Annotated in this window: 25 protein-coding genes; all 25 read right to left on the reverse strand. The window is 39.4% G+C overall.

All coding sequences use genetic code 11. The annotated features are described in order from the left end of the window. Positions 1 to 5 precede the first annotated feature (5 nt). The 25 genes from rplQ to rplB all read right to left on the reverse strand — a co-directional run bounded on the left by rplQ (position 6) and on the right by rplB (position 12,102). Positions 6 to 389: a 50S ribosomal protein L17 gene (gene rplQ, locus FD46_RS09385; RefSeq protein ID WP_057896921.1), complete on the reverse strand. Its 384-nt coding sequence runs from the start codon at positions 387 to 389 to the stop codon at positions 6 to 8. A 33-nt stretch (positions 390 to 422) separates the two neighbouring features. Further along, positions 423 to 1,367 (reverse strand): DNA-directed RNA polymerase subunit alpha, encoded by a 945-nt coding sequence (locus tag FD46_RS09390; protein WP_057896922.1) that lies wholly within the window; start codon positions 1,365 to 1,367, stop codon positions 423 to 425. Positions 1,368 to 1,452: 85 nt separating this feature from the next. After that, on the reverse strand, positions 1,453 to 1,842 hold the full coding sequence (gene rpsK, locus FD46_RS09395; RefSeq protein ID WP_054756469.1) for a 30S ribosomal protein S11: 390 nt from the start codon (positions 1,840 to 1,842) through the stop codon (positions 1,453 to 1,455). Between the two features lie 24 nt (positions 1,843 to 1,866). Then, entirely contained in the window at positions 1,867 to 2,232 is a 366-nt protein-coding gene (gene rpsM / locus FD46_RS09400; protein ID WP_057896923.1) for a 30S ribosomal protein S13, read from the reverse strand. A 21-nt stretch (positions 2,233 to 2,253) separates the two neighbouring features. Next, positions 2,254 to 2,370 carry a 50S ribosomal protein L36 gene (gene rpmJ / locus FD46_RS10275; protein ID WP_083479420.1) on the reverse strand — a complete coding sequence of 39 codons (117 nt, stop codon included), beginning with the start codon at positions 2,368 to 2,370 and terminating at the stop codon, positions 2,254 to 2,256. Positions 2,371 to 2,407: 37 nt separating this feature from the next. Next, positions 2,408 to 2,626 carry a translation initiation factor IF-1 gene (gene infA / locus FD46_RS09405; RefSeq protein WP_056961011.1) on the reverse strand — a complete coding sequence of 73 codons (219 nt, stop codon included), beginning with the start codon at positions 2,624 to 2,626 and terminating at the stop codon, positions 2,408 to 2,410. A gap of 183 nt (positions 2,627 to 2,809) precedes the next feature. Further along, positions 2,810 to 3,469: an adenylate kinase gene (locus FD46_RS09410; protein WP_057896924.1), complete on the reverse strand. Its 660-nt coding sequence runs from the start codon at positions 3,467 to 3,469 to the stop codon at positions 2,810 to 2,812. An 83-nt stretch (positions 3,470 to 3,552) separates the two neighbouring features. Then, a complete protein-coding gene (gene secY, locus FD46_RS09415; RefSeq protein ID WP_057896925.1) occupies positions 3,553 to 4,848 on the reverse strand; it encodes a preprotein translocase subunit SecY in 1,296 nt (431 codons plus the stop codon). Continuing rightward, on the reverse strand, positions 4,848 to 5,282 hold the full coding sequence (gene rplO / locus FD46_RS09420; RefSeq protein WP_057896926.1) for a 50S ribosomal protein L15: 435 nt from the start codon (positions 5,280 to 5,282) through the stop codon (positions 4,848 to 4,850). Before rplO ends, secY begins: the two co-directional genes overlap by 1 nt. A 37-nt stretch (positions 5,283 to 5,319) precedes the next feature. After that, positions 5,320 to 5,502 carry a 50S ribosomal protein L30 gene (gene rpmD / locus FD46_RS09425; RefSeq protein WP_057896927.1) on the reverse strand — a complete coding sequence of 61 codons (183 nt, stop codon included), beginning with the start codon at positions 5,500 to 5,502 and terminating at the stop codon, positions 5,320 to 5,322. 13 nt (positions 5,503 to 5,515) lie between these two features. After that, entirely contained in the window at positions 5,516 to 6,016 is a 501-nt protein-coding gene (rpsE, locus tag FD46_RS09430; protein ID WP_057896928.1) for a 30S ribosomal protein S5, read from the reverse strand. A 21-nt stretch (positions 6,017 to 6,037) separates the two neighbouring features. Next, a complete protein-coding gene (gene rplR, locus FD46_RS09435) occupies positions 6,038 to 6,403 on the reverse strand; it encodes a 50S ribosomal protein L18 (protein WP_057896929.1) in 366 nt (121 codons plus the stop codon). Between the two features lie 39 nt (positions 6,404 to 6,442). After that, positions 6,443 to 6,979: a 50S ribosomal protein L6 gene (rplF, locus tag FD46_RS09440; protein WP_057896930.1), complete on the reverse strand. Its 537-nt coding sequence runs from the start codon at positions 6,977 to 6,979 to the stop codon at positions 6,443 to 6,445. A gap of 29 nt (positions 6,980 to 7,008) precedes the next feature. Further along, positions 7,009 to 7,407 carry a 30S ribosomal protein S8 gene (rpsH, locus tag FD46_RS09445; RefSeq protein WP_057896931.1) on the reverse strand — a complete coding sequence of 133 codons (399 nt, stop codon included), beginning with the start codon at positions 7,405 to 7,407 and terminating at the stop codon, positions 7,009 to 7,011. 29 nt (positions 7,408 to 7,436) lie between these two features. Beyond that, complete coding sequence (locus tag FD46_RS09450) at positions 7,437 to 7,622, reverse strand: type Z 30S ribosomal protein S14 (RefSeq protein WP_057896932.1); 186 nt, start codon at positions 7,620 to 7,622, stop codon at positions 7,437 to 7,439. 13 nt (positions 7,623 to 7,635) lie between these two features. Beyond that, a complete protein-coding gene (gene rplE, locus FD46_RS09455; protein ID WP_057896933.1) occupies positions 7,636 to 8,178 on the reverse strand; it encodes a 50S ribosomal protein L5 in 543 nt (180 codons plus the stop codon). A gap of 25 nt (positions 8,179 to 8,203) precedes the next feature. Further along, positions 8,204 to 8,515 carry a 50S ribosomal protein L24 gene (gene rplX, locus FD46_RS09460; protein WP_057896934.1) on the reverse strand — a complete coding sequence of 104 codons (312 nt, stop codon included), beginning with the start codon at positions 8,513 to 8,515 and terminating at the stop codon, positions 8,204 to 8,206. 32 nt (positions 8,516 to 8,547) lie between these two features. Next, the gene (gene rplN / locus FD46_RS09465) at positions 8,548 to 8,916 is read right to left on the reverse strand and encodes a 50S ribosomal protein L14 (RefSeq protein ID WP_057896935.1); all 369 of its coding nucleotides are present in this window, start codon (positions 8,914 to 8,916) and stop codon (positions 8,548 to 8,550) included. A 70-nt stretch (positions 8,917 to 8,986) separates the two neighbouring features. Then, entirely contained in the window at positions 8,987 to 9,253 is a 267-nt protein-coding gene (rpsQ, locus tag FD46_RS09470) for a 30S ribosomal protein S17 (protein ID WP_057896936.1), read from the reverse strand. 26 nt (positions 9,254 to 9,279) lie between these two features. Continuing rightward, entirely contained in the window at positions 9,280 to 9,474 is a 195-nt protein-coding gene (rpmC, locus tag FD46_RS09475) for a 50S ribosomal protein L29 (RefSeq protein WP_057896937.1), read from the reverse strand. Continuing rightward, positions 9,464 to 9,898, reverse strand: coding sequence for a 50S ribosomal protein L16 (gene rplP, locus FD46_RS09480; RefSeq protein WP_057896938.1), 435 nt, complete (start codon positions 9,896 to 9,898; stop codon positions 9,464 to 9,466). The genes rpmC and rplP overlap by 11 nt, the downstream gene beginning before the upstream one ends. A 3-nt stretch (positions 9,899 to 9,901) precedes the next feature. After that, positions 9,902 to 10,558: a 30S ribosomal protein S3 gene (gene rpsC / locus FD46_RS09485; RefSeq protein WP_057896939.1), complete on the reverse strand. Its 657-nt coding sequence runs from the start codon at positions 10,556 to 10,558 to the stop codon at positions 9,902 to 9,904. A gap of 13 nt (positions 10,559 to 10,571) precedes the next feature. After that, complete coding sequence (gene rplV, locus FD46_RS09490; RefSeq protein ID WP_057896940.1) at positions 10,572 to 10,919, reverse strand: 50S ribosomal protein L22; 348 nt, start codon at positions 10,917 to 10,919, stop codon at positions 10,572 to 10,574. A 22-nt stretch (positions 10,920 to 10,941) separates the two neighbouring features. Next, a complete protein-coding gene (gene rpsS, locus FD46_RS09495) occupies positions 10,942 to 11,226 on the reverse strand; it encodes a 30S ribosomal protein S19 (protein ID WP_057896941.1) in 285 nt (94 codons plus the stop codon). 45 nt (positions 11,227 to 11,271) lie between these two features. After that, complete coding sequence (rplB, locus tag FD46_RS09500) at positions 11,272 to 12,102, reverse strand: 50S ribosomal protein L2 (protein WP_057896942.1); 831 nt, start codon at positions 12,100 to 12,102, stop codon at positions 11,272 to 11,274. Positions 12,103 to 12,125: the final 23 nt, after the last annotated feature.

A 12,125-nucleotide genomic window follows, 5' to 3' on the forward strand; every position in this document is an offset into this window, starting at 1 on the left:
TTAATTTAGTCAACCAGTTCAAGAACAACCATTTTAGCAGCGTCTCCGCGACGTTCACTCATCTTTAAGATTCGTGTATAACCGCCATTGCGTTCTTTAAAGCGTGGTGCTACATCAGCAAAAAGCTTCTGCAGAGCAGTCTGTACAACTACATCATCACCGTCTTCTTTCACATCCGCTACAACATCCATTAAATAAGATGCAGCACTTCTGCGCGAAACCAAGTCGCCCTTTTTGCCCAGTGAAATCATCTTTTCAACTGTCTTACGTACTTCCTTTGCACGAGGTTCAGTTGTAACAATTTTTTCATTAACAAGTAAGTCAGTCGTCAAATTACGTAACATTGCTTTGCGGTGTCCACTGGTACGTCCTAATTTACGGTAACCCATGGGTCAATTCCCTCCCTTGTTTTTCTATTAATATTAGTCATCATGACGTAATGATAGCCCAAGATCAGTTAACTTATTTTTAACTTCCTCTAGTGATTTACGTCCTAAATTACGGACCTTCATCATATCAGCCTCAGATTTATTAGCTAACTCCTGCACCGTATTAATACCCGCACGTTTCAAACAGTTATAAGAACGAACAGATAAGTCAAGCTCTTCAATCGTCATCTCAAGCATTTTTTCTTTATGCGTTTCTTCTTTTTCAACCATAATTTCAGCATTCTTAGCCTCATCTGTCAGGTTAACGAATAAAGTTAAATGCTCTGTTAAAATTTTGGCTGACAAACTAATAGCTTCGCTAGGTGAAACAGCCCCATTAGTCCATACATCTAAAGTCAGCTTGTCATAGTCATCTTTTTGACCAACACGTGTTTTTTCTACTTGGTAATTAACACGTTCGATCGGGGTATAAATTGAGTCAATTGGCAAAACACCGATCGGCATATCGTCCGCTTTAACTTTATTTTCATCAGCTGAAACATAGCCACGACCAGTATTAGCATTCATTCGTACATGGAAAGATGCGCCTTCGGCAACTGTACAAATGTACAAATCCGGATTCAATATCTCTACATCGCTGCTGCCTTGAATATCACTGGCCTTGACTTCTAAAGGACCATTAACATTGATTTCCAAAGTTTGAGCCTCTTCCGAATCAATACGCAGTGCGACTTTCTTCAAGTTTAAAATAATTTGTGTAACATCTTCAAGCACACCTTTGATAGTTGAAAATTCATGCAATACTCCATCAATTTGGATACTTGTAATTGCTGCACCAGGTAGAGAAGAAAGCAAAATTCGACGAAGAGAGTTGCCTAATGTTGTCCCATAACCACGTTCGAGTGGTTCTACAACAAATTTGCCATAATCATGACTTTCTTCTATTTTATGAATTTTTGGTTTTTCAAATTCGATCATTCTTATCTTTACCCCTTTCAAAGCGCTGCGTGTAATCTGGCAAAAACATTATGAAGATTTACCTCAAAATGAATACGATACCATATTAAACACGGCGACGCTTTGGAGGACGACATCCATTATGAGGAACTGGAGTAACATCACGAATAGAAGTTACTTCAAGACCTGTTGTTTGTAATGCACGAATAGCAGCTTCACGACCTGATCCTGGTCCCTTTACTGCAACTTCAACACTCTTCATGCCATGTTCCATTGATCCTTTAGCTGCAGCTTCAGCGGCCATTTGAGCAGCAAACGGAGTAGACTTACGGCTACCCTTAAAGCCCAATGAACCTGCAGATGACCAAGCAATTGCATTCCCATGAACATCTGTAATCATAACTAAAGTATTGTTGAATGTTGAATGAATATGAGCAACACCGCTTTCGATATTTTTCTTTACGCGGCGCTTACGTGTACCTTTTTTAACTGCCATGAATTAGCTAACCCCCTTTATTATTTATTTCTTCTTACCAGCAATCGAAGTGACTGGGCCTTTGCATGTTCGTGCATTATTTTTCGTGTTTTGACCACGAGATGGTAAATGACGACGATGACGCAAGCCTCGGTAAGAACCGATTTCTGAAAGACGTTTGATATCCAAACTGACTCCACGGCGAAGATCGCCTTCAACCTTATAGTTGTCAACAGCAGCACGAATTTTATCTTCCTGGTCTGTTGTCAGATCACGGACACGAATGTCTGCAGAAACACCAGCTTCTGCCAAAATCTTTTCTGCGGTAGTGTTACCGATTCCATAAATGTAAGTTAAGCCGATCACTATACGCTTATCACGCGGTAAATCGACACCTGCAATACGAGCCATAACAATTACACCTCCTAATTTTTACTTTCCTTGACGTTGTTTGTGCTTTGGATTCGAGCAAATTACCATAACACGTCCTCTGCGTTTAATCACTTTACAGTGTTCGCACATTGGTTTTACTGATGGTCTTACCTTCATGAATTATACCTCCCATAGATATTTGATGGAGTACAATCTATTTAAAGCGATAGGTAATGCGACCCTTAGTCAAATCGTAAGGGGACATTTCAACTGTTACCCTGTCACCAGGTAAAATGCGAATATAATGCATTCGAATCTTCCCAGAAACATGAGCTAAGATTTCATGCCCATTTTCGAGTTCAACTTTGAACATCGCATTGGGTAATGTTTCTTTAATCTTACCCTCAATTTCAATCACATCATCTTTCGCCACGCAAAAGTACCTCCTTAAATAATTTCAAAACTTCACACATAGTAAACAGCAGACACTTTAAATAAGTGTCCTTCCCGCAAGTTAACCCGTCTAAATAGGCAGACTTCCCCTGTTGAAAAGTTAAACCTGGAATATTATATCATCTAATAAATTTTAAAGCAAGCCTCAGAGTTATAATAACCATTATAATTTATTCAAAATTTCTTTTACATCACTAAATACCTTATTAATTTCCTGATTACCATCAACTTGATGTAACAACCCCAGTTTCTTATAAAAAGCAAGAAGTGGAGTGTTCATTTTTAGGTTAACATCCAAACGATTCTTAACGGTTTTCGGCTTGTCATCTTCACGTTGATAAAATTCATGACCGCCACAACGATCACAAGTTCCATCAATTTTTGTTGGTTTGAAAACCTTATGGTAGGTTGCTCCGCAATTACGGCAAATATAACGTCCTGTAAGACGTTCCATTAAAGAATCTGGATCTACATGAATGTTAATGACAGCTGATAAGGATTTTCCAAGTTCAGATCCCATTTCTTGAAGTGCCTTGGCTTGTATCATATTACGGGGAAATCCATCAAGTAGATAACCATCTTTTGTATCAGGCTCCATCAAGCGTTCCTTAACAATTCCATTTGTAACTTCATCAGGTACCAATTCGCCCTTATCAATGAAGCTCTTCGCCTTAATTCCCATAGGAGTGCCATTTTTTATTGCAGCCCGAAAAATGTCACCCGTAGAAATATGTGGAATGTCAAAAACAGTAATAATTTTTTCTGCCTGAGTTCCTTTGCCGGCCCCCGGCAGTCCCATCAACATTAAATTCTTAGAAACCATTGTCTTTCCTCCATCAAAGTTTAAAGTAAGTTCAAATGAAAAAGTTGGCTCCACATACAGTAAAGCTCAACCTAATTCAATTATTATCTGATGAAACCAACATACTCGCGTTTCATCATCATACCTTTTAATTGTCTAATAGATTCAAGCGCAACTCCAACAACGATCAGCAAACTAGTACCGCCCAAACCAATCGATTCATCAAGTCCCCACAGATTAGATGCAATTAAAGGAATCAGTGAAACTAATCCTAAGAAAAGTGAACCAACTGAACTTAACCGCATTAAAAGGCGTGAGACATATTTTTCAGTTTCTTTACCAGGCCAAACACTCGGAATATAACTTCCTTGCTTCTGAAGATTTTCAGATAACTTTTCTGGATTAACCTGTACAAAAGCATAGAAAAATGTGAACACTACGATTAAAAGGGTATAAAGGATCATACCGCCTAGTGCCTGCATATTGAAAATATTAGTTAACACCTTATACCATGTGTCTTCACCATAACTTTGAGTGAAGGCCATTAAAATAGTTTGAGGTGTTGCAATAAATGAACTTGCAAAAATCACCGGAATAACTCCAGCAACATTAATTTTCAATGGTAAATAAGAATTATTTGTGGCACCAGCTAAACGGCGGGTATATTGAATCGGAATTTTATAGTTAGCCTGTTGTACATAAGTAACAAAAGTAACAATTACTAAAATTGCCACCAACAGAACAACAACAAATAAAATTCCCTTCCATAACTCGCCTGATGAAGCATCAGCAAACTGCTCAGTATAAATCTGTTTAACGCCCGTTGGTATTCTTGCTAAGATACCAGCCATGATAATCATAGAAATCCCGTTTCCAAAACCGCGATCGGTAATCATATCACCGAGCCACGTGGTGAATAAAGATCCACCAGTCAATACTACCCCAATGCTGACATAAGTCTGAACGCTAGGATTGTTAACCAAATTCAAACTGCTTAAAGCATTAAAACCAGCAGTGATACCAATTGACTGTACAAACGCAAGCACAATAGTTAAATATCTTGTAGCTTGATTCAGTTTTCTACGGCCAACTTCACCTTGTTTACTCCATTCAACAAACCGTGGAACAATATCCATCTGTAATAGCTGCACAACAATCTGCGCAGTGATATAAGGTGAAACTCCCATTGCTAAAATAGAGTAATTTGTTAAGCCGCCTCCGCTGAAAGTGTTCAAGATACTAACTAACCCTGAAGATGCAACGCTGCTCAAGGCTTTTGCGTTGATCCCAGGGACAGTGATGTATGTGCCTAAGCGAAAGACAATCAAGACACCTAAGGTAAATAAGATTTTATTGCGGATCTCCTTTACAGCTAAGGCATTCTTCATTGTTTTCAGCATTAGATCACCTCGGCTTGACCGCCAGCTGCTTCAATAGCTTGTTTAGCCGAAGCAGAAAATTTGTTAGCTTTCACGGTTAATTTTTTCGTCAATTCACCATTTGCTAAAACTTTAATACCATTTTTTTCATCCTTAATTACACCATTTTCTACTAAGAGAACAGGTGTAACTTCGGTATTTTCTTCAAACTTATTAAGAGTTTCAAGGTTTACAACAGCATATTCTTTACGATTAATATTTTGAAAACCGCGTTTAGGCATCCGACGGAATAATGGCATCTGGCCACCTTCAAACCCCAAACGAACCTTGCCACGGGCTTTTTGGCCTTTTTGGCCACGTCCAGCAGTTTTTCCATTACCAGATGAAGTCCCGCGACCTACACGATTACGTGTCTGACGTGAATCTTCACTTGCTTTTAATTCGTGTAATTTCATCAGGTTGGCACCTCCTTATTAATAATTATAACATGTCTTATTCAGCAACTGAAACAGCTACCAAATGGTTAATTTTTGAAACTGCACCACGTGTTGCAGTATTATCTGGAAGCACAACAGAACTGTTGACACGTCCCAGTCCAAGCGCCTTTACAATTTCACGCTGGTTCTGAGGACGCCCAATGATACTGCGAGTTAAAGTAATTTTTAAATCAGCCACAATTGAGTCCTCCTTATTCTGCTAAATGCTGGGCAGAAACCCCGCGAAGTGTTGCAACTTCTTCAGCACTCTTCATTCTTTTTAAACCATCTACTGTTGCACGAACAACGTTGATTGGTGTATTTGAACCAAGTGACTTACTTGTTACATCGGCCACTCCAGCTAATTCCATGACAGCACGGACTGCTCCACCGGCTGCAACACCGGCACCGGCAATTGCAGGCTTTAATAAGATGCGGCTGCCACTGTATTCACCAATAACTTTATGTGGAAGAGTTTCGTTAACCATCGGAACTTTAATAAGGTTTTTCCGTGCATCATCGACAGCTTTGCGAATAGCATCAGGAACTTCCTGAGCTTTACCTGTACCAAAACCCACATGTCCATTGTGATCACCAACAATTACAAGTGCAGCAAAGCGAAGACGACGTCCACCTTTAACAACCTTAGTAATACGGTTAATTGAAACAACACGATCTTCTAAATCTAATTGAGCTGGATCGATAAAAGTCATAAATTAGTTTCCCTCCTTTTTTTAAAAGTCTAAGCCGTTTTCACGAGCTGCACTGGCAAGAGCTTCAATACGGCCATGATAGAGATAACCGCCACGATCAAAGACAACATCCTTGATTCCTTTTTCTGAAGCACGTTTTGCAACAGTTGCACCAACAGAAGCAGCACGTTCAACTTTTGTTTCACCGCTAACTTCTTTGTCTAATGTAGAGGCACTAACTAGCGTCACACCCGCTACGTCATCAATTACTTGAGCGTAGATGTTTTTATTTGAACGATAAATATTTAAGCGTGGGCGCTTAGCTGTACCAGAGATCTTACCACGAACACGTGTATGACGCTTTTGACGTGTTTTATTCTTATCTGGTTTTGAAATCACTATTTTCACCTCTTGATTTTAATCTACAGTATTTTGAAAAGGACTTGACTACTTACCAGTCTTACCTTCCTTACGACGAACGAACTCACCAACATAACGAATTCCCTTACCTTTATAAGGTTCAGGGGCACGAGTTAAGCGAATACGTGCTGCAAAATCCCCAACTTCTTCTTTTGAAATTCCTGAAACAATAATTGAAGTTGCAGAAGGAGCTTCAATTTTCAGTCCATCTTCTGGAATGAATTCAACTGGGTGTGAATAACCGACATTCAAGACAAGTTTATTCCCCTTCATCTGAGCACGGTAACCGACACCTTGAAGCTCTAATTCTTTTTTGAATCCCTCTGTAACGCCAACCACCATGTTATGAAACAAAGCTCTTGTCGTACCATGCAATGCTTTTGTCTTATTGTCATCAGCTGGACGATCAAACTTAACAGTCTTTCCTTCAACTTCCATTGAAATCTGATCAGAAAATTCTCTTGTTAATTCACCTTTTTGACCCTTAACAGTCACAGTGTTTCCGTCACGCTTCACTTCAACACCTTCAGGCAATACAACTTCTTTATAACCAATACGACTCACGAATGACACCTCCTCACTTCTTTTATTTCCTACCAGACGTACGCAAGTACTTCTCCGCCGATTTTTTTAGCACGGGCTTCTTTATCAGTCATAACCCCTTCTGAGGTTGAGAGAATAGCAATTCCTAAACCGTTCAAAACCTTAGGAACTGAATCAGCTTTAACATATGAACGCAGTCCTGGTTTAGAAATTCTCTTGATTCCTGTAATAACACGTTCATTATTCTTATTGAACTTCAAGAAAACACGAATAATTCCTTGTTTATCATCATCTATATATTCAACATCGCGGACAAACCCTTCATTTTTAAGGATCTCAGCGATATCATGTTTGATTTTTGAAGCAGGAACTTCAAATGATTCATGTCTCACAACGTTAGCATTGCGAACACGAGTTAAGAAGTCTGCAATTGGATCAGTCACAGCCATTAATTTGCCCTCCTTTACTTTATTTTGGACTACCAGCTAGCCTTTTTCATACCAGGAATCTGACCTTTATGTGCAAGTTCTCGAAGGCAAACACGGCATAGCTTAAATTTGCGATAAACAGAATGCGGACGACCGCAGCGTGCACAACGTGAATATTCTTGTGTTGAGAACTTAGCTTGGCGTTTATTCTTTGCAATTTGTGATTTTTTAGCCAATGTGAAACCCCCTTTATTTGGCGAATGGCATTCCTAATTGTGTTAATAATTCTTTGGATTCTTCATCACTGTTAGCAGTTGTAACAATAACAATATCCATTCCGCGAACTTTGTTAACATTATCAAAATCAATTTCTGGGAAAATTAACTGTTCGTGAATCCCTAATGTATAATTTCCACGACCGTCAAATGCACGTTTACTTACACCATGAAAGTCACGCACACGTGGCAATGAAACTGAAACCAGTTTATCTAAGAATTCATACATACGCTGACCGCGTAATGTAACTTTAGTTCCGATCGGCATTCCTTCACGCAAACGGAAACCAGCAATTGATTTCTTTGCTTTTGTAACAACTGGCTTTTGACCAGAAATTAAAGTTAATTCTTCAACTGCTTCATCTAAATTCTTAGCGTTGCTGACAGCATCGCCAACACCCATATTGATCACAATCTTATCAACCTTTGGGACTTGCATGATTGAAGTATAATTAAACTTTTCCATCAATGATGGAGTAATGTTTTTATCATATTTTTCTTTTAAACGATTAACCATGAAGAAAGTACTCCTCCTTTCCTACCTACTTGTCAAGTGCCTTACCGGTTTTTTTCGAAATTCGAACTTTTTTACCATCAGTAACTTTGTAACCTACGCGAGTTGCTTCATCATTATCTAAGTCAACCAGCATTACATTCGAAACATGAATAGGAGCCTCGATTTCTACAATGCCGCCGTTGGGGTTTGCATTACTTGGCTTTTGGTGTTTTTTTACAACATTTACACCCTTTACGATTACACGATCTTTAGCAGCAAAAATTTTTTCAACCGTACCGGTTTTGCCTTTATCTTTACCTGCAATCACTTTAACCTTGTCATTTTTCTTAATGAACATTAATCTTGCACCTCCTTGCCAACATTGGTTTATTACAATACTTCAGGTGCTAGGGAAACAATCTTCATGAAGTTTCCATCACGCAATTCACGAGCAACTGGTCCGAAAATACGAGTTCCCTTTGGTGATTTGTCATCACCAATAATAACTGCAGCATTTTCATCAAATTTGATGTAAGATCCATCTGTACGATGGGTACCAAATTTAGTACGCACTACAACAGCTTTAACCACATCGCCTTTTTTGACAACGCCACCTGGTGTTGCTTGTTTGACAGTAGCAACGATGGTATCACCAATATTTGCAGTCTTTACACGTGAACCTCCCAAAATCTTAATAACTAAGATTTCACGAGCCCCCGAATTATCAGCAACTTTTAAACGACTTTCTTGTTGGATCACTTTGTGTGACCTCCTTTCGTTAACGAATCAGAATACGAATCAAAGTATCTTTAACTAGGAACAAAGTAACCTAGATAATAACTGCTTTTTCAACGATATCTAATAAACGGAACCGTTTTGTAGCTGACAATGGGCGAGTTTCCATAATTTTCACAATGTCTCCAACCTTAGCTTCGTTGTTTTCATCATGTGCCTTAAATTTTTTTGAATACTTAACACGTTTGTTGTATGTCTTATGGTTCTTGTAGGTTTCAACAACAACTGTAATTGTTTTATCCATTTTGTCAGAAACAACACGGCCTTGATAGACTTTACGCTGGTTACGAGTTTCAGCCATACTTTATTTTCCTCCTTCTTCGTATTCTATTTGTTCAATTCTTGTTGACGTAATGCGGTCTTAAGACGCGCAATTGTTTTACGTACTTCCTTCAAACGAGCGGTATTTTCCAATTGTCCGGTAGCTAACTGGAAACGAAGGTTAAATAATTCATCTTTGAACTGCTTTTCTTTTTCAAGCATTTCAGTAGTGGTTAATTCTTTAATTTCTTTAGTTTTCATGTGATTCGCCACCTACTTCCTCACGTCTTACAAACTTGGTCCTGATAGGGAGCTTGTAAGAAGCTAAGCGCAATGCTTCACGGGCAACTTCTTCTGAAACGCCGCCAATCTCAAACAGGATTTTACCGCGTTTAACAGGAGATACCCAGCCTTCAGGTGCACCTTTCCCAGAACCCATACGAACACCAATAGCTTTGGCAGTGTATGATTTGTGAGGGAAAATCTTAATCCAAACTTTCCCACCACGTTTCATATAACGTGTAATTGCAACACGACAAGCCTCAATCTGGCGGTTTGTGATCCAATGAGAATCAATCGCCTGCAAGCCGTACTCGCCAAAAGCAATTTCTTTTCCGCCTTTAGCTTCACCACGCATCTTGCCACGAAATTCGCGACGATACTTTGTACGTTTTGGTACTAACATAGGTTATTTCCCTCCTTTGCTATTTTCTTTCTTAGCAGGTAAAATTTCACCACGGTAAATCCAGACTTTAACACCTAATTTACCATAAGTAGTATGTGCTTCAGTCCAAGCATAATCAACATCTGCACGCAAAGTATGCAAAGGAACTGTTCCTTCTGAAAAATGCTCTACACGTGACATATCTGCCCCATTTAGACGGCCTGCAACTTGAACCTTAATTCCTTTTGCACCAGCACGCATTGTTCTTTGAATTCCTTGCTTCATTGCACGTCGGAATGCTACACGGTTTTCCAACTGTACAGCTACATTTTCACCGACCAGCTTTGCATCCAAGTCAGGTTTCTTGATTTCTACAATGTTGATATGAACTCTTTTACCTGTTAAATCATTTAATTCTTTACGCAGTTTTTCGACTTCTGATCCACCTTTACCGATTACCATACCAGGTTTTGCAGTATGAATTGAAATATTAACACGTTTTGCGGCGCGTTCGATTTCAACGGTAGAGACAGATGCATCAGCTAATTTACTTGCAATATATTTACGGATGTGTAAATCTTCGTGCAGGTTTGCAGCAAAATCTTTTTCTGCATACCACTTTGCATCCCAGTCACGAATGATCCCAACACGTAATCCCGTTGGATTTATTTTTTGACCCACGCATTATCCCTCCTTATTTGACAGATACAACTACAGTAATATGACTTGTACGTTTGTTGATTGGAGAAGCAGAACCCTTTGCACGAGGACGGAAGCGTTTAAGCGTAGGTCCTTCATTAACGTAAGCTTCGCTTACAACTAAATCTTCAACATCTAAGTCAAAATTATTTTCTGCATTTGCAATTGCTGATTTTAAAACTTTTTCGATGATTGGGGAGCCGGCTCTAGGAGTGAACTTTAAAATCCCTAATGCCTCAGCTACACTCTTGCCACGAATAAGGTCGATTACTAAGCGCGCTTTGCGTGCTGGAATTCGAACTGTTGTGGCAATTGCCCTTGCTGATGTTACCTGTTCAGCCATTTTTTAACCCTCCCTTATTTTTTTACTTAACAACTGCTGTTTTCTTGTCTGCACTACCATGACCATGGAAAGTCCGTGTTGGAACAAATTCGCCCAATTTATGACCAACCATATCTTCTTGAATATATACAGGCACATGCTTACGACCATCATATACTGCGATTGTGTAACCAATAAAACTTGGGAAAATTGTTGAACGACGAGACCATGTTTTAATAACGGATTTCTTCTCTTGATCTGCTTGTGCTTCAATTTTTTTCATTAAATGAGCATCAGCAAAAGGTCCTTTTTTTAAACTACGACTCAAAGTGAATCCTCCTTTCGGATCTTCTGATATTAAGCAACTTTTATATTACTTATTACGCTTACGTACAATGAACTTATCTGACTTGGCTTTCTTAGAACGAGTCTTGTAACCCATTGTTTTCTGACCCCATGGTGACATTGGACTTGGACGGCCAACAGGAGCTTTACCTTCACCACCACCATGTGGATGATCGTTAGGGTTCATTACAGAACCACGAACTGTAGGCCTCTTGCCTGTCCAACGTGTACGTCCAGCCTTACCGACTTTAATAAGTTCATGTTGCTCATTACCTACAGCACCAATAGTTGCACGGCAAGTAGCAAGTACCATACGCACTTCGCCAGAACTTAAACGTACTAAAGCATACTTACCTTCTTTACCAAGTAACTGTGCAGCACCGCCAGCAGAACGAACAAGCTGTCCACCCTTACCAGGCTTAAGTTCAATGTTATGAATAATAGTACCAACTGGAATATTTCCAAGCGGTAAACTGTTACCAGCCTTAATATCAACTTCCTTACCAGACTGGACTGTTTGACCTACTTCGAGGCCCTTAGGTGCAAGAATATATGACTTAATTCCATCTGCATAAACCAAAAGCGCTATATTAGCAGAACGGTTTGGATCATATTCGATTGCTTTGACAGTTGCTGGTACGTCATCTTTAATTCGCTTGAAATCAATCAAACGATACTGGCGCTTATGACCGCCACCGCGATGACGGACAGTAATTCGACCATAACTGTTACGACCAGCTGTCTTACTTTGCGACTCAAGTAACGATTTTTCTGGGACAGTTTTTGTAATTTCAGAAAAATCTGAACCGGTCATATTACGGCGTCCGTTTGTGGTCGGTTTGAATTTTTTGATCCCCACGTGAATTCCCTCCTACTTATTTT

It is taken from the genome of Liquorilactobacillus oeni DSM 19972 (assembly GCF_001436275.1).
GTDB lineage: Bacteria > Bacillota > Bacilli > Lactobacillales > Lactobacillaceae > Liquorilactobacillus > Liquorilactobacillus oeni.

Bases quoted from the DNA above. Each gene is read 5' to 3' on its own strand.
- rplV (WP_057896940.1), bottom strand. From the start codon at position 10,919: ATGGCTGAACAGGTAACATCAGCAAGGGCAATTGCCACAACAGTTCGA.
- rplE (WP_057896933.1), bottom strand. From the start codon at position 8,178: ATGGTTAATCGTTTAAAAGAAAAATATGATAAAAACATTACTCCATCA.
- rpmC (WP_057896937.1), bottom strand. From the start codon at position 9,474: ATGAAAACTAAAGAAATTAAAGAATTAACCACTACTGAAATGCTTGAA.
- rpsK (WP_054756469.1), bottom strand. From the start codon at position 1,842: ATGGCAGTTAAAAAAGGTACACGTAAGCGCCGCGTAAAGAAAAATATC.
- rpsE (WP_057896928.1), bottom strand. From the start codon at position 6,016: ATGACTTTTATCGATCCAGCTCAATTAGATTTAGAAGATCGTGTTGTT.
- rpmJ (WP_083479420.1), bottom strand. From the start codon at position 2,370: ATGAAGGTAAGACCATCAGTAAAACCAATGTGCGAACACTGTAAAGTG.
- rpsH (WP_057896931.1), bottom strand. From the start codon at position 7,407: ATGGCTGTGACTGATCCAATTGCAGACTTCTTAACTCGTGTTCGCAAT.
- rplO (WP_057896926.1), bottom strand. From the start codon at position 5,282: ATGAAATTACACGAATTAAAAGCAAGTGAAGATTCACGTCAGACACGT.
- rplX (WP_057896934.1), bottom strand. From the start codon at position 8,515: ATGTTCATTAAGAAAAATGACAAGGTTAAAGTGATTGCAGGTAAAGAT.
- FD46_RS09390 (WP_057896922.1), bottom strand. From the start codon at position 1,367: ATGATCGAATTTGAAAAACCAAAAATTCATAAAATAGAAGAAAGTCAT.
- secY (WP_057896925.1), bottom strand. From the start codon at position 4,848: ATGCTGAAAACAATGAAGAATGCCTTAGCTGTAAAGGAGATCCGCAAT.
- rpsM (WP_057896923.1), bottom strand. From the start codon at position 2,232: ATGGCTCGTATTGCAGGTGTCGATTTACCGCGTGATAAGCGTATAGTG.
- rplP (WP_057896938.1), bottom strand. From the start codon at position 9,898: ATGTTAGTACCAAAACGTACAAAGTATCGTCGCGAATTTCGTGGCAAG.
- FD46_RS09410 (WP_057896924.1), bottom strand. From the start codon at position 3,469: ATGGTTTCTAAGAATTTAATGTTGATGGGACTGCCGGGGGCCGGCAAA.
- rpsQ (WP_057896936.1), bottom strand. From the start codon at position 9,253: ATGGCTGAAACTCGTAACCAGCGTAAAGTCTATCAAGGCCGTGTTGTT.
- rplQ (WP_057896921.1), bottom strand. From the start codon at position 389: ATGGGTTACCGTAAATTAGGACGTACCAGTGGACACCGCAAAGCAATG.